Source organism: Bacillus sp. 105MF (assembly GCF_000374885.1).
Taxonomy (GTDB): Bacteria; Bacillota; Bacilli; order Bacillales; family Bacillaceae_G; genus Bacillus_A; species Bacillus_A pseudomycoides.
Map to the genome: position 1 here is coordinate 1 of NZ_KB895687.1, position 1,174 is coordinate 1,174.

Here is a 1,174-nt window from a genome sequence, read left to right on the forward strand (position 1 = left end):
AAATGTCCGCTATGTAAGAGCCGAGTCATTGTAGGCAAATCAAATTACTTATGCGAGCAATATAAAAAGACTTGTGAATTCATTATTCCAGGGGTCGTGTCTGGAAAGAAAATTAGTAGTAACAATGTGATCAAAATATTAGAAAAGAATATGACCGATCAAATTAAAGGGTTTGAATCTAAAAATAAAGGGAAGAAATTTGATGCTCGGTTATCCTACAGTACACAAGAGAAACGATTAAAATTCTTATTTGGCAAATAAAAATGAGAGGGAGTGAACGCATTATGAATTTTATAAGAGAAATGAAAGAATTTAATATAAACCTTCAATCAAGTTGTGATCCGTTAGAAATTTTGTTTTTTGAAGAAAAAACATTGCAAGGAAGAGTTTTTCATGACTATAGATATAATCGTTTTTTTTCTAGCTTATTCACAATAGAAACCCTTGAACATTATTTAGAGGGTGAAATGGAGTTTCAAGATATTTTGGAAGAAAGAGAAAAACCTGAAGAGAATTTGCCACATTTGGATGAACTTTTACTCAAATTGGAACCTAGATTGGGGCATATAAGAGCAAAAAAAAGCCCCATGTTAGATCTTAAACAAACGATTATTATGAATGCACTGTTACAATCAGATTCTGTGTATATTCCCATCGTCTGTTTTGGGAGATCCATACACAAATATAAACTATTGACTTTGTTATCGATTGTTGACTGGTCATGTGATGTTATGCATTCATATGGTTCAGGTTGCTGTGATACAACGGTGTTGATCGACCTAGACAAGGAGTTTCACACGTCTGAATTCGAGATTATGCTACCCTTGCAAGAAATGAAGCATTTAATTTGTAAATTAGAAGAAAACAAGTTATTCAAATACTCGTCGACTGATGAAGATAATGTGGTAGATTGGATTCATTTTACTGAAAATTATTATATAGAAAAAAATCAAAAGGTAATGAAACTGATGAATGAAAAGCTATGCTGTTATACGGTTACTAAAAACCCATTTGATATTTTCACAGAGCCAAAGGACAAAAATATAGGGAATATGATACCGATAGGAGAGAACTGATACAAACAGTTCTCTTTTTTTATTCTTGAAACCATTCACAACAAGGGGAGGTGCCAACATGACATATCGACTGGCAGAGGAGGAAGTCATGAAAGCAA

General features: G+C 33.0%; 2 protein-coding genes. Both read left to right on the forward strand.

The genetic code is table 11. From position 1 onward, the window contains the following. Nucleotides 1-261: topoisomerase C-terminal repeat-containing protein (locus tag C564_RS33250; protein ID WP_033794945.1), on the forward strand; the 261-nt coding region annotated here is incomplete at its 5' end. A 23-nt stretch (nucleotides 262-284) separates the two neighbouring features. After that, a complete protein-coding gene (locus tag C564_RS0131580; protein WP_018768266.1) occupies nucleotides 285-1,076 on the forward strand; it encodes a hypothetical protein in 792 nt (263 codons plus the stop codon). The last annotated feature ends 98 nt before the right edge of the window (nucleotides 1,077-1,174 follow it).